The following is a 24,364-nucleotide window of genomic DNA, read 5'->3' on the forward strand; positions in this document are numbered from 1 at the left end:
ACCTCATTTAGGTAATGATTTACACTATATTATAATTGATTATCAAAATAAGATATTTTTATTGACTTGGTTTTGGTTTTTTGAAAAAATTGTTCTGTGAATATCTAATGACGAAATTTATCTATGAAAAATAGTTTAAATTTTGTGCATAAATTTACATTGTCAATTGAGTCGTTCTCTACTCAATGGTTGTACTGAGCAAAATCCTAATTTGTTCCTCTATTCAGTTTTTATTCATCACACTGTTTAAATGGTTAAGCAGTGCGTTTTTTTGGTCGTGAATAAAAGATAAATCGTACAGCTGAGAAACCAATACCATTCAATCACTGTGAGTCGCAGGCATGTTACTAATCAAACCACTATTGGCTTTTAGACCCAATAAACTGGATTGGATTTTTGCGGCTAAAACATTTATCGCAGGTATGCTAGCGCTCTATATTGCGTTTGAATTAAACCTCAGTTATCCCATCTGGGCGATTGGTACGGTGTTTGTGATTGCCAATCCGTATTCGGGCATGTTGGCATCTAAAAGTATTTATCGGATTCTAGGAACCTTGTTTGGAGCGATTTTTGCAATCGCAGTGATGCCGCATTTAGTCAATACGCCATGGTTATTTACTTTTGTATTGGCAAGTTGGGTAGGGGTATGTCTTTATTTATCTTTGATTGATCGCTCACCGCGCAGTTATGTGGTGATGTTGGCAGGTTATACCGCAGTTATCATTTGTTTTAACTCAATTTTTTATATTGATACGGTTTCAATTTTTGATATGGCGGTGGGACGATTCTTAGAAATTTCTTTGGGTGTCGTGTGCAGCGCGGTTGTCTCGGCAACAATTTTCCCCATGCATATTGGACCGGTTATTCAAATGCGCGTGTCTAAAACCATGCAAGACACCAAACAGGCATTTGACTCCATCCTGTCAGATGCTCAACATTCTGAAAATTATACTCAGCTTCTGGCAAATATCACACGTGATACCACTGATATTCACACCATGGCCGTGCATTTAAGTTATGAAACGTCAAAGTTTAAGGGCATGACCAAGCCATTACAGGAGTTATTACATCAGGTGACGATGTTGGTAGCAAATTTGGTAGCAATGTCTGAAAGAATGAAACAGCTTGATCAGATTGATCTGAACTACCGTCCATATTTGCAAAAGTTCCATCATAATGTAGATGTCTTTTTGGACAATGACCGCGTCATTCTTGAACATGAGCTCAAACATTTACCTGAACATTTTGAATCTGATTTTCAAGCCATTGTTGACCATGCATCTCCAGAACAACACATTATTCTGGGCAGTTTGAAAATGGATATTCGCCATTTTATTCAAAATGTCCGTGCGGTGAAACTGATTTGGCAATGCATGCAGAGAGGAGACAATACCTTACCGGAATCCATTACACCATTAACCACAACCTATCCAAGTCTGCATCGTGATTACGGTGTTGCTGTTCGAGGTGGAATTTCCGCATTTCTCAGCACTTTACTTGCCTGTACATTCTGGATTTTAAGCGGTTGGAAAATGGGCTTCATGTTGGCCGAGATGGCGGCAATTACAGCCTGTATTCTGACATTTTTAGATGATCCAGTGCCTGCATTAAAAATTTTTATTCGTGCCAGTGTTTATGCTGCATTTCTGGTGTTTATTTATGCCTATGGCATTTTTCCACATGTTACCGCTTTTTGGGAATTGGCAATTGTATTGGCGCCTTTCATTATGTTTTGCGTGATGTTGTATTTGCATCCGCCTTTACATGCACTGGGTTTGCCGCTGATTATGAGTACCGTCATGGGACTGAATTTACAAAACCGCTATATGATGGACCAAGTCACTTTTTTCGATGCTTCAATTGCGACAGTGATTGGACCGATTATTTCGGTCTGTGTCATGCAGATGGTCCGTTCGATGTCACCTGAAATGACCGTAAAACGTATGTTGACCTTACACTATAAAGCAATGCATGAAAGTATCACCATGCCTTATGGTACAGGGTTCAGAATCCATTTGAGAAGTATTCTCGACCGTATTGGTGTTTTGAATACCAAGCAGATCCAGTCAGAACAACTCAAAGTAGAAATCAATAATGCATTGATTGAATCAAGTGCGGCAATTGATTTAACGCGTTTACAAGAGCTGCTTCAAAAACTTTCTCCGGAATCAGCAAGCACAAAATCGATTGCTAAATTACAGGATTTGCTTGAACAGTGGTGGACTGAAAAGAAGCATAGTCAACCCATCGATCATTTAAAACAGCAATTGATCGAACAATTTAATCAAGTGATTGAGGATGTTCAAGCCGTTGGTGATGAAGACATTCGACATCGTATTGAAATTTCAGTGAATAATATTCGAAGCAGTATGTGTCATATTCAACAGGCTGAGCGACAGCCTTCCCGCGTTTTACTTGGAGCATAAATATGGGTGAGCTAAATATCTATGGTGTTTATGTCCCAATATTTTTAATCCAAGCTGTGGTGGCTTTTTTGATTTGGAAAATTGTCTGTATTGGTACAGATCGCTTGGTTGAAAAAGAATGGATTGCATTACCAGGCATTTTTAATATTTGTATCTATATGATTTTATTGTGGTCAATACACTGGATTTTTATTCAAGTCACCACTTAGTGGTGGGTTGGTGGTTTTAAAAATTTAAGGTTGAAAAAAATTTAAGTTTAATGATTGGATGTGTGAAATGAAGACCTTTGATATACGCAAAGCAATACGCCCAATATCCTTAGCGATTGTGGTCATTGTTGCGCTACTTTGCGTACGGCATATTTGGAATTATTACAATGCTGAACCATGGACGCGAGATGGTCGTATTCGTGGAGATGTCATTCAAGTATCGTCCGATATTGCTGGATTGGTGACAGAGGTTATGGTGCAAGATAACCAAACGGTAAAAAAGGGGCAGGTGCTTTTTAAAATTGATGTGGCCCGTCAAGCTTTGGATGTTGAGCAAGCCAAGTCCGATCTCGCCAAAGCACAATCTGGACTGGCTGAAGCTGAAGCTGCACTTGCAGAAGCAAAAGCCAATATCGTGAAGTCAAAAGCCAACATTAATCTTGCAGATAAAAATGCACGCCGATATTCAGATTTGATGGATGGGGCAATTTCTAAACAAGAACAAGATCAAATGTTTGCAACACGAGATCAAACCCATGCTGAACACCAGCAACGAGAGGCTGCTGTACAACAGGCGGAAGCCAATATTAAGCAGCAGAAAGCCTTGATTGAAGCTGCCAATAGCAGTGTCCATCTGGCACAGCTGAATCTACAACGTTCAGAGGTATTGGCGCCTGCGGATGGAACATTATCCAACTTTGATTTACGCGTTGGAAATTATGTGAAAGTCGGGCAAGCTGTTGCGGCTTTGTTAGATCGCAAACAGTTGTATGTAGTGGGTTATTTTGAAGAAACCAAGCTCAATAAAATTCATTTGAATGATCCTGTCACTGTACAACTGATGGGAGATTCAGTGAAATATAAAGGTCATGTACAAGGCATTGCATCAGGAATTGAAGACCGTGAGCGCACCACGTCTTCAGGTTTGTTGGCCAATGTGAATCCAACCTTCAGTTGGGTGCGTTTAGCGCAGCGTGTTCCTGTTAAAATTGTTTTAGATGATGTGCCACATGATTCATTGGCGTTTGTTGCAGGGCGTACAGTGACTGTACATATTTTGGAAAAAGACAAAAAATAATCCATTCCAGTCATTCAGCCTTAAATTTCAGACCCATCCGATGATGGGTTTTTTTATACGTTTAAGTCTGCCATAGCAGGCATGTCGATTTCTTTTACACAACTTGCTTTACTGGTGGATAATATAAATTGGATAGCAAGAACGACATCTTGCAAAGGAATAAGTTGGGCACCACTCTGTAGAATCACTTCATCTACCGGGGTACGGATATCAAACTCAGTAGCCAAATAACCCAAGTTTAAGATGCTAATCCCAATTTGATCTTTGCGTAAGGTTTGGCGTAATGCCTGCACAATCCCTCTTAGAGCGAATTTGGTGGCAGAAAACACCACTTCATTTCCATTGTGGTTGTCTAGCCCCCACGTGGAACCAATCAGGATGATTTTGGCATTTGCAGAAAGGCGTAAGTTTTCTAGTAAGGATTGAATCGCCAAAATACAGGACTGAATATTGGTCTGAATTAAATTCGAAATTTCTAAATCTGAACATTGTTCAAACGCATAGTCCATATCAAATGCTTTTTCTTCCCATATACCGACATTGTAAATCAGATAATCGACCATTTGATGCTGGATTTGATTTTTTACTGTGTCTCTTGCTTGTTCAGGTTGCGCAAGATCAGCACAAATCCAATGGAAATTTGGCAGCGCTGATTCAGGTTTTGAACGAGAAATTCCAAAAACCTGATCATGCATTTGTGGAATTGCGTGTAAAAGGGCTTGTCCCAAGCCTTTACTGACACCATACATTACAAAGGTTTTTGACATTTTGACTACTCAGATTAAGGTGTAATCCCTTCAGGATTTCGGTACCAGCTTTCGATAAATAATGCCGCTGCGATACTGTCAGCGGCTAATTTCTTCGCTCGCCCCTGAGCCTGATAATGTTCAAGTTCATCTCGTGCTTCACGAGTGGTTAAACGTTCATCGACCATAAGCGTTTCAATATTGGTTTGATGGCGTAAGCGCCGTGCAAATTTACGTGCTCGGGTTGATAATTCAGATTCTGAATCATCCATATTGAGTGGTAAACCGACCAAGAATAAATTCGGTTGGTGTTGTTTAACAATTTTTAACAGCTCATCCCAATTGGGGATGCCATCTTTCATTGGAAAAAGTGCAAGCGGTGTTGCACTTTCAATGAGAGACGAACCCACCGCCATTCCCATTTTTTGTGTACCAAAATCAAATGCAATAATGAGTTGTGGTGAATTTAAATCAGGCATGTCCAATCTCAGAAGATAACCAAGTACGATCAATACCGATTTTACGATAAGCGGCATCCCAACGGTCGGTATAAGGTAAATTAAATACCAGATCCATATCTGAGTCACAAATCAGCCAGTCACCACGAGCAATTTCTTCTTCCAATTGATTTTTAGTCCAACTCGCATAGCCTAAAGCGATCTGATAGCGCCCCACTCCTTCATTATGAGCAATCGCATCTAAAATATCTTTGCTGGTGGTAATACAAAGATTCTCACCCACTGCAATTGATGAATGCCAGGTGGGTTGTCCTGTATGAAGCACAAAACCTGCTTCAGGACGTAAAGGTCCCCCTTGTAAAACTTCATGTGGGTGAACATTATCTGCTGCAATGTCTAAATCATTAAGTAGCTCTTTGACTTGTATGCCGGAAGGGCGATTGATAATAATGCCTTGTGCACCATCTCCATCATGACGGGCAATGTAAATTACGGTATTCGCAAAGAAATCATCCGCAAGATCAGGAGGCGCGATCAGGCAACGATGAGAAAGATATTGTTTGGTCACCAATATGCAGCTCCTTTGGACTTGAGTTTAATATTTTAGTTTTTAGAAAAATCTATACCAAGACCTTTTGACACATCGTTTAGCAGGCAAGCCATTGATAAAATGTCAACAGATACTATATAAATAGCACAATTAATATCAATAGGTTGTGAATATTTCAAAAGCCTACAAAAACAGGTGATATTTGCAATCGGTTTGATTAAATAATAGTCAGATTAAGCGCCGTAGGCGCAAATGAAGTTAGGCATGTATTATTCAAGAGTGCAACCAACGTAAACATCAATTGATTTGTTTTGATCGAAATGTAGGCAGCTCACTTGAAATGTTATCAATGCTGAAACTTTAATTGTCGGAGTTGTTTGGCGTGTTGTAATGTGGTTTCACCAATTTCAATACCACCGGTCATGCGTGCCAACTCTAAAATTCGTTGCTCTTCTTCAAGCGCCACAATGGTGCTGCTTGCAGGGTCGGTCTGTAGCTTTTTAACCAGTAGATGCTGGTCTGATTGTGCTGCAACTTGCGCCTGATGGGTAATGCAGAGAATCTGTACATGTTGACCTAAACCGGCCAGCAAACGTCCGACAATTTCAGCAGTTCCACCACTGATACCGACATCAATTTCATCAAAAACCAAGACCTCAGCTTCGGTTTTCTCAGCATTCATCACTTGCATGACAAGTGCGATACGCGACAATTCACCTCCAGAAGCAACACGCGCGAGTGGTTGAGGAGGAATGCCTTTATTGGCTGTGAACAGGAGCTGGATAAAACTTAATCCTTCCGCAGTAACGGGTTCTAAAGGTTCAAATTTAAACTCAAAATGTGCTTCAGGCAGTGCCAGTTGTTTGACTTGTTCAGTCAATTGTTTCGCCAAAGGTTCGGCAGCTTGGCGACGGATTTGATCTAGGTACTGCGCTTTTTCAATAAAGCTTTGATGAGCGTGTTCAACTTGCTCTGCCAAGGTCTCAGGATCTTCAAGTTGGTGTAATTGTTCCAGTTCATGTTGCCAAGTTTCATATTGCTGTTTCAGTTCGTCAGGCTGAACACGATATTTGCGTGCCAGACGATGGAAAACTTCAAGTTGTTTGTTGAGTTCATCCATGCGTTCAGGATCAAAGCTTTGGCGATCAATAAACTGACGTAAATTGGCTGTTGCATCATCGATTTCACTTTGTGCATTGATCAATGAATTATAAATTTCTGACAACTGCTCACTACGACCTGCATGCGATTCAAGACGACGGACAATGGATGAGATTTCTTGAGTGATATTCTGTTCTGATTCATCCAACACATTTAAGCTGTATCCACAATCTTGCATGATGTGTTCATGATGGCTTAAGCGGTCAAACTCCTGCTCTATTTCTTTGTAATCAACCCGAATCACATCCTCAAGCTCTTCAAGTTGCAGCTTCAGGGTATCAATACGTTGCAGACGATTAGCTTGTGCATCAAGCGCTGCTTGATGAATGCGGATGGTTTTTTGCCATGTACTATAGGCATCACGAACATCTTGAGCAGCTTGGTAGAAATTACTATAGCGATCCAGCCAGTGCTTAGGGTAGGGCGGTTCTAAAAGCTGTTGCTGGCTATGCTGACTATATAGTTGTACCAATAAGCGCCCCAGTTCCTTTAACTCTGCCAGACTGCTTGGACGACCATTAATCCATGCTTTACTGCGACCTGTCGCAAAGATCACACGTCTTAAATGAATTTCACCCGATTCATCGTCTAACTCATGCGTCTTTAACCAAATGGCTTCAGGGCTTTCAGGTTGATAACTGAATACAGCAGTAATATCCGCTTTTTCTGAACCATATCGCACATAGTTGGTATCAGTACGTTCGCCGAGACAAGCTGATAGTGCATCTAACAATAATGACTTACCTGCACCTGTTTCACCTGTGAGGACATTGAAGCCTTTTTCAATATCAATGGCAAGATTATCCGCTAAAGCAAAGTTGATCAGATTTAAGTGTGTCAGCATAAACGCATCCAAGCTGCGAACGGTGAAGTTCTAAGATAGTGAAGTTTCGTTTTAGTCACAAGTCAGAAAATATTCTAATGCGCATATTTTTAAGTATTTTAAATACATTTAAGTTGAAAATAAAATGTCTTGGGTTCAAACAATCAATAGGCTTTGTATAAAGCCAATGTTGAGTTGATATTCCTCGATAATACCATTCTTGAAAACCTGCATCATGGGGATATGCTGCTTTCACAGCCTTATATTGGGAGAAAGTTTCGAGCAATTTACCTAACTCATATCGATAAACTATAAATATTCAAATTAGTACTGCCAACGATAGGCAAGATTTTTAAACAATCTGTTGAAAAATGGATCCCGTAAAATATAATTTCTCGATCAATAAAATCAATATATTGTTTACTGATACAAGGCTTTCAATGCCATGTTTTTAAACATCCAATTTAAATCGCATTGCTTAAGCGTTAATGTGCTTTTCAACAATCAAAAGATATCACCCTTGATGGATGAATGCATCCATGCCGCCAAATCCGTTAACGACATCAGTTAAAACTGGCTGATAAAAATACAAAGACTATTTTATTTTATATTAAGTGAATCCTATGGAAGAGTATAAAAATAGGCATATCCTTTGCTTGTATAAAAGAGTGTTAGAGCGTTTTAAAGAGTCTGCTTTATTTTAAATATAAGCTGAGTAGAACTTTCATTACAAATTTGCAAAGTTCGCAAATCACTACATTGAAAACTTCGATTGATTAGTTTCTATCGCGACATTAAACTACATCGAACATAATTTTTATAAATGCGCATTATCTGGAGAATACGCATGTCAGCTCAGTACGATCACGTATCCGTAGTTAAAAAATCCAATGTATATTTTGGTGGTTTATGTATTAGTCACACTGTGCAATTTGAAGACGGAACAAAAAAGACTTTAGGCGTTATTCTTCCTACTGAAGAAGCTTTGACATTTGAAACGCATGTTCCTGAACGCATGGAAATTATTTCTGGTGAATGTCGTGTCAAAATTGCAGACAGTGAAGAAAGTGAGTTGTTCCGTGCAGGACAATCTTTTTACGTCCCTGGAAATAGCCGTTTTAAAATTGAAACTGATGATGTGTTAGATTACGTTTGTCATTTGGAAGGTTAAATACCGGAACAGTGCCAGTGTTTTGAAATTAAGCAAAGAATTTCTCAGCTAAATCGGTTAAACTGAGTCATCCAATAGAATCCTGTAAAGTCGGCTTTGCAGGATTTTTCATTTCTATCATCCCGTTGTTAATGAGGTTGTTCATGGCAAAGTCCGAATATTATTATGGCGTTCATTCAGTGGAGTCATTATTAGAGTTGGAACCAGAACGTGTTTTAACCTTATTTACGCTAAAAGGGCGTGATGATCAGCGTTTACAACGGATCTTACAGCTTGCAGAACCATTTGGCATCAGTGTGCAGAAAGCCAGTCGAGACAGTTTGGAAAAACTTGCAGGGCAGCCTTTTCATCAAGGGGTGGTGGCAGCAGTACGTCCTCATCCTGTGTTGAATGAAAAAGATCTTGATCAACTTTTAGCAGCCAGCGATTCGCCATTGTTGTTGGCACTGGATCACATCACAGACCCTCACAACCTTGGTGCATGCATTCGTACAGCAGCAGCCATGGGGGTTGAAGCCGTGATTGTTCCACGTGATCGTTCTGCGACACTGACACCGACTGCGCGTAAAGTTGCTGCAGGTGGTGCTGAAAAAGTGAAATTTATTCAAGTGACCAATCTGGCACGAACACTCGGATATATGAAAGAGCATTATCATGTTCGTGTGGTGGGCACCATGCTGGATGAAAAGGCACTGCCGCTTCACCAGTTTGATTTTACAGGAACCCCTGTATGTGTAGTGATGGGGGCAGAAGATACGGGGCTGCGTCCAATTACTCAAACACAATGCGATCAAACCGTATTTATTCCAATGTCTGGAAATTTGCAAAGTTTGAATGTGAGTGTAGCGACAGGTATGGCACTCTATGAAGCTTGCCGTCAACGCCAGGCAAGTTAATTCGATCACAGCGATGATTGATCGTATCTGAGAAAAAATCATGATGACCGCACGCACCCAAGGCTACATTTATGTAGCCATCACCATGTGTATCTGGGGCGGATTTACAATTACCTCAAGGCTGAATGCGATTTGGCATATCAGTCCTTGGGATATTACTGCATTACGTTTTTCTTTGGCATTTTGTATATTGATGCCGATTTTAATTTATAAAAAAGACACTGCTTTTTTATTTAAAAAACAGCCTTTTATTTTAGCTATGGTTGGTGGTGTTGTTTATTGCTTAACTTCATATAGTGCGTTTCATTTTGTACCAGCCGCCCACGCCGCAATTTTTTTAAATGGATGCATTCCATTATGTACTGCCTTAGCGGGTTATTGGCTCTATCGTCAACCTTTTGACAAACATACATGGATTAGTTTGATCATTATGTTATCGGCAATTTCCGTGATGAGCGGCTTGATGTATATGCAAACTGGGGTAGCATTTGGTTTCGGTGATTTTTTATTTTTTCTCAGTGCAATCTGGTGGGGCATTTTTACAGTATTGTTGCGTCAGTGGAAGCTTTCTGCATGGCATTCTATGGCAGGTGTAGCAATCTGGTCTGCTATCGTGTATGTACCGATTTATCTGTTGTTTTTACCTAAGCATCTGGATCAGGCATCCACACCGCATTTGTTGATGCAGACACTTTTTCATGGTGTATTTGTGGTGATTGTTGCAACCCTGACTTATGTAGAGGCAATTAAGCGTCTCGGTGCATTTAAGACGGGCAGTATCGTGACTCTGGCACCCTTTATTGCGGCAATGATCGCTGTACCTTTACTGGATGAGCCATTAAGCTTGGCCATGATCTGCGGCTTGCTTGGCATGGGGATCGGGGCGTTACAGCCGTGGCGTTGGTTTGGCCATAAAGACAGTTTGCAACAACGTTTAGATGAAAATAAACTGAATCAATAAGTTTTTAATTTCATTTTATTGATTTTTAAATAATTAATTAAAAATTAAGCTGTTGCAAGTTTTAGGTAATATTGATGCAAGGGTTCTAATTTTGCATATAAATGATCAATATGACCATCGTTTAAAATAATATCATCTGCATGGTTTTGCTTTTCCTGCCGTGGCATTTGCGCGGCAATGATTTTTTCAATTTGCTCAATTGACTGCCCGTCACGTTGTGATGCACGTAAGATTTGTAAGTCTTTACTAGCATCTATCAGTAAGGTACGTTGTGTCAGTTCATGCTGATTGGTTTCAAACAGCAGTGGGGAAACCAAAATAGCATAAGGGCTCGTGGCGGCTTGTAGTTGTTGAATCATTGAAGCCCGAATCGCAGGGTGAGTGATCGACTCGAGCTGTTGGCGTGCTGAAGCATCTTTAAAAATGTGCTCTCTTAATGCACGACGATCCAGTTCACCATTTGCCGTTAAAGTCCAATCGCCAAATACCTCTTGGATTTTTTTAAGCGCAGGTTGGCCTTTTTCAACAATTTCTCGTGCCACGATATCGGCATCAACAACAACAATTCCTTGGGCTTCAAACCATTGACTTGCTGCGGATTTACCACTTCCAATGCCGCCTGTTAAGCCCAAGATAAAAGTCATGTTGTCATCCTCATCGATGTTTAAATTATTGACCTAAGTAAATCTTCATGATTTGTTCGCCCCATAAGAATGCAATCCAACCTGCAATGGCGATATAAGGTCCAAAAGCAAAAGGAATATTTTCCTTACGAATTTTCAGTAGGATGATGCCAATAATTGCTCCGACAACCGAAGAAAGCAGGATAATCAGGGGTAGCATCAAAGGTCCCATCCAAGCACCCAGTGCAGCAAGAAGCTTAAAGTCCCCGTAGCCCATGCCTTCCTTACCTGTCACGATTTTAAACAGGTAATAGACAATCCATAGGCAAAGAAAACCAATAATATAGCCCCAAATTGCAGCGTTTGCCGTGGTATATATTTCAAATGAGTTAATTCCTAAACCCAAAGCTGCGAGCGTTAAAGTAAATCGGTCAGGCAGTAACTGTGTGTCAAAATCAATAAAGGTTAGAGTTATTAACACCCAAGTCAGCAATACGCCAAACACCATTTGTAGTGTTGGTCCATATACGGCAACAACGGTTAAGGAACATATTGCAGTGAGCAGTTCCACCAAAGGATAACGGATACTGATGGGGGTTTGACATGAAGCGCATTTACCGCGTAACACCAACCAACTGATCACGGGGATATTTTGATACCAGCGAATCGGTGTTTTACATTGTGGACAGGTGGATGCAGGTTGACTCAGACTCAGCTTTTCTCCATCAAGGATGATTTGCTGGGAACCCGCAAGCAATTGGCATTCTGCCTGCCACTCTTGTCGCCATTCCTTTTCCATCATCTTTGGTGTGCGATAAATCACCACATTGAGAAAGCTCCCCACGCATAGACTGACTAGACCGACAACAATAAAAAGTGCAGTTGGGGATTGAATTAGAATGTTTAAAAAATCTTTGAGAATATTCATCATTATTAACTAATTACTGAGCCCATTTGGAAGATTGGAAGGTACATGGCAATTACCAATCCACCGACGAGTACACCTAAAATAGCCATGATCAAAGGTTCCATCATCGAGGTTAAACCATCAACTGCATTGTCCACTTCATTTTCAAAATGTGTGGCAACTTTGTCCAACATGGCATCCAGTGCACCTGATTCTTCACCAATTGCGACCATTTGAATAGCCATGGAGGGAAATTTGTTACTGACGCGCATGGCAAAATTCAACTGTTGTCCTGTAGCAACATCTTCACGGATTTTCATCACAGCCTGTTCATAGACCACATTGTTGGTTGCACCTGCAGTGGATTCCAGTGCTTCAATGAGGGGTACCCCTGCAGCAAAAGTGGTGGCTAAGGTGCGGCTATAACGGGCAATAATGGCTTTATAGACCAAGTCGCCAAAAATGGGCAGTTTAAGTGCAGTTCGATCAAGGAAATCTTGAAATTTTTGACTTCGCTTTTTGGCTTCTAAAAATGCGGTAATGATAACTGCAATAAACATAATCAGAATAAACCAATACTTTTGCATCCAGTTGGACATATTCACCACCATTTGAGTAAAAGCAGGCAGATCTGCACCAAAAGAGCTAAACAGATCTTGAAACACGGGAACAACTTTCACCATGAGAATAATCGTGACAATGATAGCAACCACAATCACCGAGATCGGATATTTCATGGCTTTTTTGATTTTCTGTTTTAACAGCTCGCTTTTTTCTTTATAGATTGCGACACGATCCAACATGGTTTCCAGAGCACCTGATTGTTCTCCTGACTCCACCAAAGAGCAAAACAAGTTGTCAAAGTAGCGAGGATATTTTCTCAGTGCCCCGGCAAAGGTATTTCCGCCTTCAACTTCACTTTTGATTCCTAAAACAACTTCGCGCATGGAAGGGTTTTCCAAACCTTCAGCCACAATTTCAAAACTCTGTACCAAAGGCACACCGGCTTTCATCATGGTGGCAAGCTGACGGGTAAAAATCGTAATATCTAAAGTTGATATTCCTTTCTTCATTAAGCCTTCGAAAATATTCTTTTTCTTCTCTCGAATGGTTTTAATGGTAATGCCTTGTTTTCTTAGCGTGACTTTGGCAAGTGCCATATTGCGTGCAGGCAATTCTCCTTTGACCTTGATTCCTTTTCGATCAACCCCGTCATAAGCAAAGGTAGGCATCATTTGCGCTTTTTTAGCTGCCATAACAATTTCCTTGAATATTGATTATATTTATTCGCTGGTTACGCGGTTAATTTCTTGTAAAGACGTTAAACCATTCATAACCTTTTTTAGACCTGAACGTCGCAAATTATCAAACCCCAATTTTTCAGATGCTGCTGCAATTTGCAGTGCGTTGCCATCTTCCATGATAATTTTTGAAATTTCAGGTGTTACTTTCATCACCTCATAAATACCGACACGTCCCTTATAACCTTCTCTACATTCAGAACAGCCCACAGGCTGAAAAATCTGTAAATCAGGGTTGTTCAAGTCTTGCTCAGTAAAGCCCAGTTCTAGCAAACTTTGTTTGGGAATTTCAATAGGCGCTTTGCAGTGATTGCATAAGCGCCGAGCAAGACGTTGGGCAATCACCAGATTGACCGATGTTGCAATATTAAAGGACGGCACGCCCATATTTCGCAAACGGGTTAAGGTTTCAGGCGCACTGTTGGTATGCAGTGTAGACATCACCATATGACCTGTTTGGGCAGCCTTGATTGCAATTTCAGCCGTTTCCAGGTCTCGAATCTCCCCGACCATGATAATGTCCGGATCCTGACGGAGAAATGATTTTAGTGCGACTGAAAAGGTCAACCCTGCTTTAAGATTGACATTGACTTGGTTAATCCCCTCCAAGTTAATCTCGACAGGGTCTTCTGCGGTTGAAATATTGGAACTTTCGGTATTGAGAATATTCAGACCTGTATATAAAGAGACTGTTTTACCTGAACCTGTAGGACCGGTAATCAGTAACATGCCTTGCGGTTTTTCCAGGGCTTCCATGAATAAAGCTTTTTGATCTTCTTCATAGCCCAAGGCATCAATCCCCAACATGGCACTGGAAGGATCAAGAATACGCAGAACCAATTTTTCACCAAATAACGTTGGCAATGAGTTGACACGGAAATCAATGGCTTTGGTCTTAGACAGTTTTAGCTTGATTCGCCCATCTTGAGGAATACGTTTTTCTGAAATATCCATTTGTGACATGACTTTCAAACGGGATGCCAAACGGTTTGCCAATTGCAGGGGAGGGTTGGTAATGGTTCTGAGCACGCCATCTACACGATAACGAACACGATAGCTTTTTTCATAAGGTTCAAAATGTAAGTCTGAGGCGCCCATTCGAATGGCATCAATCAACAGTTTATTGACATATTTAACAATCGGCGCTTCTTCTTCCGCGGTTTCCTCATCAAGTTCTGCGGGTTCATTGTCATCCGTTGTAATAATATCGACATCAAAGTCTTCATCACCAAAATTAAAACTTTCTTCTACAGTAAAATGTTTGGCTAAAACTTTGTCTAATTTATGCTGTTCAACGATGATCGGTTCAATGTTTAGACCACAGCTAAAACGAATCGCATCAAGTGCCTCAATATGGGTGGGATCACTGGTTGCCACATATAAAATATTACCGCGTTGCACCAAGGGGATAACCCCATGCTTGGTGATTAAACCAGCGTCGACAAGGTCCTTAGGCAACATTTCAGGATTAAAACTGTCTAGATCAAAAATCGGCTCGCCGAACTCGGAGGAGATCATTTCAGCAATCACCAATGGTGAGATTGCTAATTTTTCAATCAAATAAGGCACCAGATGGGTCTTACTTTTTTGAGCACTTGTTAAGGCATCTTTCATTTGCTGAGCAGATAAGAAACCTTCATCGACTAAGCGACGGATATAACCCGAAAACTTAGGTGAACCATTTTGCATAGACATCCCCAAAACACTTTAAATTTAATTTTATAATTGGAATAATAAAATTATACGATGATCCTTAAAAATATCTAGAATTAAACGTATTCTTCTAAAAACATATTTTAACCATAATTTTCGCCAATTTGACTTTTGTCGACGATCTTTGAAACGTTTTATATTTGTAGCGCACATATTCACCGCTAGACTTTAGAACAGAAGTGCGAATTGATAAAGAAAAAATACTTTAAAAATCTAAATTCCGTGTAGAATGTGCACATTTTCGATAAAAGGTTAGGTGTATGTCGAGTTCGACTATTATTCCTTGGGTTGTCGGCAATTGGAAAATGAACCCAATGCAAGCGAATTCGCAACAACTCATACAAGATTTAAAACACTATCTACAACAAAACCCAATTCCACAACAACAATGTCATTTGGGAGTTGCGCCGGTTTCTATTGCGTTATTGTCGGTACAACAGCAACTTAAAGACGCTCATTCACCCGTTAAAGTGGTTGCTCAAGATCTGTCTCAAATGGCAGGTACAGGCGCATACACCGGTGAAGTGAGTGCCGAATTGCTCAAAGATAGTCAGATCGATTATGTTTTGATTGGGCATTCTGAGCGCCGTGAAGTTTTTGGTGATGATGTTGCGAAAGTAAAAGCGAAACTGGTCAATGCATTGAATGCAGGGCTGAACGTAATTTATTGCGTGGGTGAAAGCCTCGCACAACGTGAGGCAGGTCAGGCTGAACAGGTGGTTTTACAGCAAATATGTGATCTTGCTGCGGTTGTAAAAGCGGGGCAGTGGCACAATATTGTGATAGCTTATGAACCAATTTGGGCGATCGGAACAGGCAAGACCGCGTCGCCACAAGATGCTCAAGCGATGCATGCAAAGATTCGTGAAGGTTTAACCCAAATTGCAGTTGAAGCACAACAAACTGCTATTTTATATGGCGGTAGTGTGAAACCTGAAAATGCAGTAGAGTTAGCTGCGTGTCCAGATATCAACGGTGCACTGGTTGGTGGTGCATCACTTAATGCAGAGTCTTTTTATAAAATTGCTCAAGCATTTGCTAAAACAAAAGAATAGGAGTTCAGCATGCATACATTTGTGCTGGTTGTACATATCATCTTGGCCGTTTTAATGATCGGGCTGATCCTCGTTCAGCACGGTAAAGGTGCAGATGCAGGCGCTTCATTTGGCGGTGGCGGCGCAGCTACGGTATTTGGTGCTTCAGGTTCAGCAAGCTTTTTAACCCGCTTAACTGCAATTTTAACGGCTTTGTTTTTTATTACCAGTTTAAGCCTGGCGGTCTTTGCGAAAAAGCAAACCACAGATGCTTATGGCTTGAAAACAGTACAGACAACAACCCAAACAACTGCACCTGCACCAATAAATACGGGTGAAACTTCGCCAACTGCACCAAAAACTGGCGAATAATGTCAATTAGTCCTTTCTTTTTCTAAGGGATGCGACTAGAATGCGTCACAGCTGCGGTGGTGGTGGAATTGGTAGACACGCTACCTTGAGGTGGTAGTGCTTTCGGGCGTGGGGGTTCAAGTCCCCCCTTCCGCACCAACAATAAACCAGTATTGTTGGTGTTAGCGGCTAAAAAACATTGTTGCGGGATGGAGCAGTCTGGTAGCTCGTCGGGCTCATAACCCGAAGGTCGTTGGTTCAAATCCAGCTCCCGCTACCAATTTAATTAAGATGCAACTTAATTAAAGATGATGTAGATCAAAAGTCTATTTTATTTGTAAATTTGCAGTATTGTTGCGGGATGGAGCAGTCTGGTAGCTCGTCGGGCTCATAACCCGAAGGTCGTTGGTTCAAATCCAGCTCCCGCTACCATTTTGATTAAGGTGCAACTTGATCAAGCAGGAAAATAGAATGTTCAATTCTTTAATATTGATTGAAAAATTCAAAGTTCTTGTATATAATTTTGCAACGCTGATGCGGGATGGAGCAGTCTGGTAGCTCGTCGGGCTCATAACCCGAAGGTCGTTGGTTCAAATCCAGCTCCCGCTACCAAGTTTCTAAAAGGGCTCACAGATAGGTGGGTCTTTTTGCATAGTGAATTACGATTTACTGTGCGATAATAGGGGCGATTACGCCCTTTTTTATTGGCTATCGTGTGGTGTGGACATCAATTGGTCAAAAAGACATGCTTCACTATAGTAAGTTGAATAAGTCCAGTGAGCGATTGAATCGCACAAATATGACGAGAGTAAATGAAGCTATCAAATAAAACTCAAGCACTTCAAGATTTAATAACTCCTGCAGTGCAAGCTTGTGATGTAGAACTTTGGGGAATTGAATTCATTCCTCAGGGTAAGCGTTCTTTATTGCGTATTTATATTGATAAAGACGTGGATGAAAATGCTGAGCCAACCCTCAATGAAGATGGTGAGCTTGAGCTGGGTCGTGGTATTGGCGTACAGGACTGTGTGCGTGTGACTCAACAAGTGGGTGCAATCTTGGATGTGCATGATCCAATTTCAGGTGAATATGCTTTGGAAGTATCTTCTCCAGGCTGGGATCGTCCATTCTTTCAGTTGGCTCAGTTAGAAAAATATATCGGACAACAAGTTGCATTGCGTTTGATTGCAGCCGTTGAAAATCGTCGTAAATTCCAAGCCAAGTTGGTTGCTGTAGATTTAGAAAATGAAATGATTCAAGTCGAAGTTGAAAAACAGCAGGTACTTGAGATAGACAGTAACAACATAGACAAAGCGAATTTGATCTTTCAGGATTAATCCAGAAATAGAAATCTGAATAAATAGGTGACTTATGGCACGTGAAATTCTTACCGTTGTAGAAACGGTTAGTAATGAGAAAGGTGTGAGTCGTGAAGCAATTTTTGAAGCACTTGAACAGGCTTTGGTTGCTGCGACTAAAAAGAAATTCTACGAAGGAACGAATTCGGAAGAAGCACAGTTGCGTGTAGAAATTGACCGCAAAACAGGTGATTACAGTACTTTCCGTCAGTGGGAAGTGGTTGCGGACGAAGACCATGAAATGCCGGCATGCCAGGATGCGATTTCTGATGTAGATCCTGCAAAATGGTCAATTGGGGATATTCGTGAACTCGAAGTACCATCGATTGATTTTGGTCGTATTGCCGCACAAATTGCCAAACAGGTCATTGTGCAAAAAATTCGTGAGGCTGAGCGTGCATTGGTTGCGGATGCCTATGAGTCTAAAGTCGGTGAGTTAATTTACGGTGAAGTGAAAAAACAAACCAAAGACGGTTTTATTATTGACTTAGGTGACAATGCAGAAGCGTATTTGGCACGTGAAGAAATGATTCCAAAAGAAATTCTTCGTCCAAAACAACGTATGAATGCGATTCTGTATAGTGTCAATCGTGAAGGTCGTGGTGCGCAGTTATTATTGTCTCGTGCAAAACCTGAGATGCTGATCGCTTTAATGAAAAAAGAAATCCCAGAGATTTCTGAAGAAATTATTGAAATTAAAGCAGCAGCGCGCCAACCGGGTGTACGTGCAAAAATCGCAGTGAAAACCAATGACCATCGTATTGATCCAGTGGGTGCATGTATTGGTATGCGTGGTACGCGTATTCAAGCCGTACAGTCTGAATTAAACGGTGAACGTATCGATGTCGTTGTATGGTCTGACGATCCTGCCCAATATATCGCAAGCGCTTTAGAGCCAGCAGATGTATCCGGTATTGTGATCGATGAAGATGCACATACTGCTGACATTATTTTTGCGACCAGTGATCAACTTGCTCGTGCAATCGGTTCACAAGGTCAAAATGTTCGTTTAGCGTCAGAATTGACAGGTTATAAACTGGACATGATGCTTGAAGATGAGTATCGTGCCCGTCAACAAAATGAAGCTCAACAATATCTGGATATGTTTGTGACACGTCTGGATATTGAAGAAGATCTTGCAATGGCTTTGGTAGAAATGGGCTTTACCTCACTTGAGGAAATTGCTTATGTACCTGCGGAAACTTTCGATGAAATCGAATTGGATGCAGATACTGTTGAATTACTACAAAGTCGTGCAAAAGAAGCAGCATTGGCTGATGCATTGAAACAACAAGAAAATATTCAGGACCCAAGTCCGGAACTTGTTGCGATGGAAGGTATGACTTCTGAAATTGCACAGGCTTTAGCAGCGCGTGGTGTAATCACAGTCGATGACTTGGCAGATCAGGCAACGGATGATATTTCTGATATCGAAGGCTTGGATGCTGAGAAAGCAGGTCAATTGATTATGAAAGCACGTGAATCATGGTTTAACTAGGAGGTAATACATGACGGATAAGTCAATTCAAGAGTTAGCAGTCAGTGTAGGACTCCCAGTTACAAAGCTCCTTGATCAGGTGCGTGAAGCTGGATTACCTCAAAAACAGGCTGAAGATAAAATTTCTACTGAACAGCAAAGTGTGCTCGTGAACCATTTGAAAAAAGCACATGGTCAAGACGCGGGACAAGCAGGACAAATCACGTTGAAACGTAAAACGACAAGTACCGCGAAAGTGGCGAGTACTTCAGGTAAAGCTAAAACCATCAACGTAGAAGTTCGTAAAAAACATACGTTTACTAAGCCAGATCCTGAACAAATCAAAGCAGAAGCATTGGCAAAAGCTCAAGCCACTGCGCAGGCGAACTCAGCACCAAAAGCACAGGAAACTCCTGTCGTGAATGAAGCTGAAAAAACAGAAAGCTCTGCAAAAGCCAATTTAGAGAAAATGCGTGCTGCGGCAAAACAGCAAACTGCTGCAAAAGAAACACCAAAAGCAGCAGTGGTTGTTAAACGTAAATCGACCAACAAGCCGATTACCAAAGCAACCGTAAAAACAATTGAAACGCCTGAACAGAAGCGTGCGCGTGAAGCTCAGGCAGCCCAATTGAAAGCTGCCGAGGAAGCGGCTCGTCGTAAGTCGGCAGAAGAAGCACAGCAACGTACGCTTGAGCAGATGCGTCAAATGGCGTCAAAGTATTCTTCAGATGAAACGACACCAACCATTCGTGTGGTTGATGACTCACCTTTGGCGGCAGGTTTGGTTGGTCAAGCATATGAAGATTCATTTGCAAAAGAAGATCGCGAAATCAAACGTGGTGGTAACACCAAAGACACACGTGGTCAGAAAAAGGGTGGACGTCGTGGTCAGGAAGAGCAATCTTTCAGTCATAACCCACATAAGCGTGGCTTAAAATCAAGTCAGGCAAACAAACATGGTTTTGAAAAACCGGTTAAGAAACAAGTCTATGATGTTGAAATTGGTTCAACCATCGTGGTTGCTGACTTGGCTGCAAAAATGGCAGTTAAAGTCCGTGAAGTGATCAAGTCACTCATGAAAATGGGTGAGTTGGTGACACAAAACCAAGCGATTGATCAAGAAATTGCAGCGCTGATTGTTGAAGAAATGGGACACAACCCAGTGCTTGTTTCTGATACGCAGGCGGAAGACAACCTTCTTGAAGCGGCTGAAGAAGCACGTGGTGTACAGACAACACGTCCTCCAGTAGTCACGATCATGGGTCATGTTGACCATGGTAAAACATCGCTTCTTGACCGTATCCGTCGTGCTAAAGTGGCGCAAGGCGAAGCGGGTGGTATTACCCAACATATTGGTGCTTACCATGTCACGACCGATAAAGGCATTATCACTTTCTTGGATACGCCGGGACACGCAGCATTTACAGCCATGCGTTCACGTGGTGCAAAAGCGACAGATATCGTGGTATTGGTTGTTGCGGCTGATGATGGTGTAATGCCGCAAACCGCAGAAGCAATTGATCATGCTCGTGCTGCAGGTACGCCAATTATTGTTGCAATCAACAAAATGGATAAAGAATCTGCAGATCCAGACCGTGTATTGAATGAATTGACGACTAAGGAAATCGTACCTGAACAATGGGGTGGTGATGTTCCTGTGGCAATGGTTTCTGCGCATTCAGGTCAAGGTATTGATGAGCTTTTAGACTTGATCTCAATCCAAGCAGAAATGCTAGAGTTGAAAGCATCTGAAGAGGGTGCTGCACAAGGTGTGGTCATCGAAGCACGTGTTGATAAAGGTCGCGGTGCTGTAACTTCTATCCTTGTACAAAATGGTACATTGAATGTTGGTGACTTGGTACTTGCAGGTGCATCATATGGTCGCGTACGTGCGATGACAGATGAAAACGGCAATCGTATTAAGTCTGCGGGTCCTTCAATTCCAGTAGAGATTTTGGGTCTTCCAGAAGCACCAATGGCTGGTGATGAAGTTCTCGTTGTTGATGATGAGAAGAAAGCGCGTGAAGTTGCTGATGCCCGTTTAGACCGTGAACGTCAAAAACGTCTTGAGCGTCAAAGTGCAATGCGTCTTGAAAACATCATGGCATCTATGGGCAAAAAAGATGTGCCTTATGTCAATGTTGTGCTTAAGACTGATGTACGCGGTACTTTAGAGGCATTGATTGTTGCACTTTCTGAATTGTCGACAGACGAAGTTAAAGTCCGTGTGATCAGCTCGGGTGTAGGTGCAATCACTGAGTCCGATGTGGGGCTTGCAGAGTCTTCTGAAGCTGTTCTGCTTGGCTTTAACGTTCGTGCAGACAGCACAGCACGTCAAAAAGCAGATGAAGATGGCTTGGATATCCGTTATTACAGCGTGATCTATCAATTAATTGATGATGTTAAAGCTGCAATGAGCGGTAAACTTGCACCAGAACACCGTGAAACGATTTTGGGTGTTGCTCAAGTGCGTGAAGTATTCCATTCAAGTAAATTTGGTGCGGCTGCAGGCTGTATGGTACTTGAAGGTGTTTTACATCGTAATAAACCAATTCGTGTACTTCGTGATGATGTGGTGGTGTTCCAGGGTGAGCTTGAATCATTACGTCGTTATAAAGATGTTGTTGAAGAAGTTCGTGCTGGTATGGAATGTGGTCTTGCTGTTAAAGGCTATAATGACATCAAGGCGCTCGACAAAATCGAAGTATATGATGTTCAGTTGATTAAACGGAGTCTTTAATGGCGGGTAGTCAACGTCTTAAGCGCATGGCAGATACAGTGCAACGTGAGTTGTCAGAACTGATTCGTCAAGAACTTAAAGATCCACGCTTAGGTGGTCTGGTGACCATCTCAGCGGTGAAAGTCAGTGCTGACTTAGGTTATGCTGAAGTTTATGTGACCGTGATGGGGCGTGAACTGGGCGATGAGCAAAGTGAAGCAGCAAATAAAGAAACTTTGGATGTGTTAAATAAAGCTTCTGGTTTCTTGCGTCACGAGTTAGGTCGTCGGATCAAAACACGTATAACGCCACGTTTGCGTTTTCACTACGATAAAACCAATGCCTATGGTAACTATATGTTTGGTTTAATCGCAGAAGCTGTGAAAGATTTACCAGAGCAAAAAGACGAAGAGTGAAAGTAAATTTAAAAAGAGAAGCCACCTGAGGGTGGCTTTCTTATATCTGAGAAAATATGGCTATCAAGCCCCATCCGTTTAAACTATATTCTAAAAAGAATGAGTGGTATTGCCTTAACGCACTTTTCTTAAAAAAATGTATGTCATTCCCAGAAGCTTAATTGCGAATAGATAGCAGAAATTAAACAAAACTTTGTCTGAAACTGTATAGAATGCAGATATATCAACAAATACAAATAAATATCTCTGAGGAATGAGCAATGAATTCAATGAAAAAAGGTTTGGTAGCACTGACTTTAGCGAGTACCTTGGCTTTTTCAGGTTGTGGTTATAATACTTTGCAAGCCAAAGATGAATCTGTAAATGCGGCATGGTCTGAAGTTGAAAACCAATATCAACGTCGTGCAGATTTAGTCCCGAATCTTGTCAATGTCGTCAAAGGTTATGCAACCCATGAAGAGAAAGTGCTGACAGAAGTGACCCAAGCTCGTGCAAATGTAGCAGGATTGAAAGTAGATAAAGAAGTTTTAAATGATCCGGAACTGTTTAAAAAATACCAAGAAGCCCAATCGCAAATGACGGGTGCATTGTCTCGACTTTTAGCTGTCACTGAGAACTACCCTGATTTAAAAGCCAATGAGCAATTCCGTGATTTACAAGTACAATTAGAGGGTACTGAAAACCGAATAAGTACAGCAAGAACACGATATGTTCAGACGGTACAAGACTACAATACTTATGTACGTCAGTTCCCGCAAGCAATGACTGCAAAAGTGATTGGCATGAAAGCCAAACCAAACTTTAGTGCTGAAGCAGGCGCATCAAAAGCACCCACAGTGAATTTTAATTAATCCCTGGGCTTTCATCTTATTTGGTCATTTACTCAAAAGAGATGAAAGTCCTCTCAATGAATTAAGTAAAGGTGAGTTATGCTTGAGCGGCAAGAAAAATCGGCATTTCAAATAATCAGTATATTACTCTGTGTACTGTTGGCGCTGATTCTTTCTGTTCAATCTCAGGTTTGGGCTGAAACAGCAACGGCTACAGATGAGCAACAAGCACAAGAAGCCATTGTGCTGGGAAAAGTTGTTCCTAATACCAACTTGCCAAATGTGCTTGGTTCATCACCGGTAGATGGTCAAAAGCAAAATCAACCAACAACCACATCTCAACAGTCGTCACAGAGCTCTACATCAAACCAAGCCAAAGTCGCCAATGATATTGCAGAGGACGAAACAGAGAGAAATATCCCTACATTGAATCAACCCGTGGTTGATCAAGCTAATGTTTTGTCTGCGGCTGAAAAGCAAAATTTAGAGCAACAAATTCGTGAAATTCATCGTCAAGGCAAAGCACAAATCGGGATTATTATTGTTCCAACCACGGGGCAAGAAGGTATTTTTGATTTTGCAATGCGAGTTGCAGAGCAATGGAAACTTGGTTCAGCAAAACAAGACAATGGTCTATTGATCGCTGTTGCTGTGAATGACCATAAAATTCATATCGCCACAGGTTATGGTTTAGAAGGCGTATTGCCTGATATTATGGTCAGTCGGATTATACGTAATCAAATTTCTCCGGCATTTAAACAAGGGCAATATGCACAAGGTTTACAAGCCGCTGTGGGTGAAATTGAACGTATTTTAAATTTAGACCCTGAAATTGCGCGACAAGCTGCAGATGAACTCAAAGAACGACAAAACCAAGCAATACAAGCGCAAGAAGCCAAAGATCGCACCTTAACTACGGCAATGATTATTTTGGTGGTGGGTATATTTGCATCATTCATTATCGGTAATCGATTAAGTGCTGCTGTTGCGGGTGTGACAGCAACGGCTGCTGGGCTTATATACGGTTCTGGTATTGTGATGAGCCTGATTTTAGGCTTTGGTGTATTTTTCTTATTGATTACTTCATTGGCTCAACTGATCTTACAGATGTTTCTCTCTGGCGGTGGACGTGGGGGAGGCAGTGGTGGTGGTTTTG

Annotated in this window: 22 protein-coding genes and 4 tRNA genes; 18 read left to right on the forward strand and 8 right to left on the reverse strand. The window is 41.4% G+C overall.

All coding sequences use genetic code 11. The features are described 5' to 3' along the window. Nucleotides 1–341 precede the first annotated feature (341 nt). The 3 genes from IMO47_RS09990 to IMO47_RS10000 all read left to right on the forward strand — a co-directional run bounded on the left by IMO47_RS09990 (nt 342) and on the right by IMO47_RS10000 (nt 3,713). Nucleotides 342–2,426, forward strand: a complete 2,085-nt coding sequence (locus IMO47_RS09990; protein ID WP_196077025.1) for an FUSC family protein — start codon at nt 342–344, stop codon at nt 2,424–2,426. Between the two features lie 2 nt (nt 2,427–2,428). Further along, nucleotides 2,429–2,635, forward strand: a complete 207-nt coding sequence (locus IMO47_RS09995; protein ID WP_196077026.1) for a DUF1656 domain-containing protein — start codon at nt 2,429–2,431, stop codon at nt 2,633–2,635. A gap of 67 nt (nt 2,636–2,702) precedes the next feature. Further along, nucleotides 2,703–3,713 (forward strand): HlyD family secretion protein, encoded by a 1,011-nt coding sequence (locus tag IMO47_RS10000; RefSeq protein ID WP_196077027.1) that lies wholly within the window; start codon nt 2,703–2,705, stop codon nt 3,711–3,713. Nucleotides 3,714–3,766: 53 nt separating this feature from the next. Here IMO47_RS10000 and IMO47_RS10005 read toward each other — a convergent pair whose 3' ends face one another. From IMO47_RS10005 to recN, 4 genes are all read right to left on the reverse strand, one after another. Continuing rightward, nucleotides 3,767–4,480: an SDR family oxidoreductase gene (locus IMO47_RS10005; protein WP_196077028.1), complete on the reverse strand. Its 714-nt coding sequence runs from the start codon at nt 4,478–4,480 to the stop codon at nt 3,767–3,769. Between the two features lie 14 nt (nt 4,481–4,494). After that, nucleotides 4,495–4,938, reverse strand: coding sequence for a Holliday junction resolvase RuvX (gene ruvX / locus IMO47_RS10010; RefSeq protein WP_196077029.1), 444 nt, complete (start codon nt 4,936–4,938; stop codon nt 4,495–4,497). Continuing rightward, nucleotides 4,931–5,485, reverse strand: a complete 555-nt coding sequence (locus IMO47_RS10015; RefSeq protein WP_196077030.1) for a YqgE/AlgH family protein — start codon at nt 5,483–5,485, stop codon at nt 4,931–4,933. The genes ruvX and IMO47_RS10015 overlap by 8 nt, the downstream gene beginning before the upstream one ends. A gap of 328 nt (nt 5,486–5,813) precedes the next feature. Next, nucleotides 5,814–7,472 carry a DNA repair protein RecN gene (gene recN / locus IMO47_RS10020; protein WP_196077031.1) on the reverse strand — a complete coding sequence of 553 codons (1,659 nt, stop codon included), beginning with the start codon at nt 7,470–7,472 and terminating at the stop codon, nt 5,814–5,816. 826 nt (nt 7,473–8,298) lie between these two features. On the opposite strand from recN, the gene IMO47_RS10025 reads away from it, so the two are divergent. From IMO47_RS10025 to IMO47_RS10035, 3 genes are all read left to right on the forward strand, one after another. Then, nucleotides 8,299–8,622 carry a pyrimidine/purine nucleoside phosphorylase gene (locus IMO47_RS10025; RefSeq protein ID WP_004718357.1) on the forward strand — a complete coding sequence of 108 codons (324 nt, stop codon included), beginning with the start codon at nt 8,299–8,301 and terminating at the stop codon, nt 8,620–8,622. A 143-nt stretch (nt 8,623–8,765) separates the two neighbouring features. Continuing rightward, nucleotides 8,766–9,518, forward strand: a complete 753-nt coding sequence (rlmB, locus tag IMO47_RS10030) for a 23S rRNA (guanosine(2251)-2'-O)-methyltransferase RlmB (RefSeq protein WP_196077032.1) — start codon at nt 8,766–8,768, stop codon at nt 9,516–9,518. 40 nt (nt 9,519–9,558) lie between these two features. Then, nucleotides 9,559–10,479, forward strand: a complete 921-nt coding sequence (locus IMO47_RS10035; RefSeq protein WP_196077841.1) for a DMT family transporter — start codon at nt 9,559–9,561, stop codon at nt 10,477–10,479. A 44-nt stretch (nt 10,480–10,523) separates the two neighbouring features. Here IMO47_RS10035 and coaE read toward each other — a convergent pair whose 3' ends face one another. The 4 genes from coaE to pilB are packed head-to-tail and all read right to left on the reverse strand — an operon-like array spanning nt 10,524 to nt 15,005. Further along, a complete protein-coding gene (coaE, locus tag IMO47_RS10040; protein WP_196077842.1) occupies nt 10,524–11,123 on the reverse strand; it encodes a dephospho-CoA kinase in 600 nt (199 codons plus the stop codon). A gap of 25 nt (nt 11,124–11,148) precedes the next feature. Then, nucleotides 11,149–12,030, reverse strand: a complete 882-nt coding sequence (locus IMO47_RS10045; protein WP_196077177.1) for an A24 family peptidase — start codon at nt 12,028–12,030, stop codon at nt 11,149–11,151. A 5-nt stretch (nt 12,031–12,035) separates the two neighbouring features. Further along, nucleotides 12,036–13,265 (reverse strand): type II secretion system F family protein, encoded by a 1,230-nt coding sequence (locus IMO47_RS10050; protein WP_196077178.1) that lies wholly within the window; start codon nt 13,263–13,265, stop codon nt 12,036–12,038. A 27-nt stretch (nt 13,266–13,292) separates the two neighbouring features. Further along, the gene (gene pilB, locus IMO47_RS10055; protein WP_196077179.1) at nt 13,293–15,005 is read right to left on the reverse strand and encodes a type IV-A pilus assembly ATPase PilB; all 1,713 of its coding nucleotides are present in this window, start codon (nt 15,003–15,005) and stop codon (nt 13,293–13,295) included. A gap of 278 nt (nt 15,006–15,283) precedes the next feature. Here pilB and tpiA point away from each other — a divergent pair, with 278 nt between their 5' ends. The 12 genes from tpiA to IMO47_RS10115 all read left to right on the forward strand — a co-directional run. Beyond that, nucleotides 15,284–16,078 (forward strand): triose-phosphate isomerase, encoded by a 795-nt coding sequence (gene tpiA / locus IMO47_RS10060; RefSeq protein ID WP_196077180.1) that lies wholly within the window; start codon nt 15,284–15,286, stop codon nt 16,076–16,078. Between the two features lie 9 nt (nt 16,079–16,087). Further along, nucleotides 16,088–16,429: a preprotein translocase subunit SecG gene (secG, locus tag IMO47_RS10065; protein WP_196077181.1), complete on the forward strand. Its 342-nt coding sequence runs from the start codon at nt 16,088–16,090 to the stop codon at nt 16,427–16,429. A 53-nt stretch (nt 16,430–16,482) separates the two neighbouring features. Next, nucleotides 16,483–16,567: transfer RNA gene (locus IMO47_RS10070), tRNA-Leu, on the forward strand. A gap of 44 nt (nt 16,568–16,611) precedes the next feature. Then, a tRNA-Met gene (locus tag IMO47_RS10075) sits at nt 16,612–16,688 on the forward strand. A 75-nt stretch (nt 16,689–16,763) separates the two neighbouring features. Next, nucleotides 16,764–16,840, forward strand: a tRNA-Met gene (locus tag IMO47_RS10080). A 103-nt stretch (nt 16,841–16,943) separates the two neighbouring features. After that, nucleotides 16,944–17,020, forward strand: a tRNA-Met gene (locus tag IMO47_RS10085). Nucleotides 17,021–17,220: 200 nt separating this feature from the next. Beyond that, nucleotides 17,221–17,745, forward strand: a complete 525-nt coding sequence (gene rimP / locus IMO47_RS10090; RefSeq protein WP_196077182.1) for a ribosome maturation factor RimP — start codon at nt 17,221–17,223, stop codon at nt 17,743–17,745. A gap of 34 nt (nt 17,746–17,779) precedes the next feature. After that, nucleotides 17,780–19,264, forward strand: a complete 1,485-nt coding sequence (gene nusA / locus IMO47_RS10095; RefSeq protein WP_196077183.1) for a transcription termination factor NusA — start codon at nt 17,780–17,782, stop codon at nt 19,262–19,264. A 10-nt stretch (nt 19,265–19,274) separates the two neighbouring features. After that, entirely contained in the window at nt 19,275–21,983 is a 2,709-nt protein-coding gene (infB, locus tag IMO47_RS10100; RefSeq protein ID WP_196077184.1) for a translation initiation factor IF-2, read from the forward strand. Beyond that, entirely contained in the window at nt 21,983–22,378 is a 396-nt protein-coding gene (locus IMO47_RS10105) for a ribosome-binding factor A (protein ID WP_004826375.1), read from the forward strand. The genes infB and IMO47_RS10105 overlap by 1 nt, the downstream gene beginning before the upstream one ends. Before the next feature lie 260 nt (nt 22,379–22,638). Continuing rightward, on the forward strand, nt 22,639–23,229 hold the full coding sequence (locus tag IMO47_RS10110) for a LemA family protein (protein WP_196077185.1): 591 nt from the start codon (nt 22,639–22,641) through the stop codon (nt 23,227–23,229). 78 nt (nt 23,230–23,307) lie between these two features. Continuing rightward, the coding region (locus tag IMO47_RS10115; protein ID WP_196077912.1) for a TPM domain-containing protein at nt 23,308–24,364 on the forward strand (1,057 nt) is incomplete at its 3' end.

It is taken from the genome of Acinetobacter sp. Res13-Abat-PEC15-P4-01, assembly GCF_015676285.1.
GTDB lineage: Bacteria > Pseudomonadota > Gammaproteobacteria > Pseudomonadales > Moraxellaceae > Acinetobacter > Acinetobacter nematophilus.